Origin of the sequence: Nocardiopsis halotolerans DSM 44410 (assembly GCF_000341065.1) — a bacterium.
In the GTDB taxonomy this organism is placed as follows: domain Bacteria; phylum Actinomycetota; class Actinomycetes; order Streptosporangiales; family Streptosporangiaceae; genus Nocardiopsis; species Nocardiopsis halotolerans.
Genome location: NZ_ANAX01000087.1, coordinates 1 through 203, shown reverse-complemented (window position 1 = coordinate 203; position 203 = coordinate 1). Strand labels below are relative to the sequence as shown.

Genomic DNA, 203 nt, shown 5'->3' with positions numbered 1-203 from the left:
CCCCAGCCGCTGTGGCTGGGCTCGCTCAAGTCCAACCTGGGCCACACCCAGGCCGCGGCCGGGGTCGCGGGTCTGATCAAACTGGTGCTGTCCCTCCGGGGCGGGGTGCTGCCGCGGACCCTGCACGCCGACGACCCCACACCGCACGTGGACTGGTCGTCGGGGGCGGTCAGACTGCTCACGGAGGAGCGTCCCTGGCCGCG

The 203-nt window shown here is 73.9% G+C and carries 1 pseudogene; it reads left to right on the top strand.

The annotated features are described in order from the left end of the window. Positions 1–203, top strand: a pseudogene (locus D455_RS29520) (hypothetical protein); the annotation flags it as partial.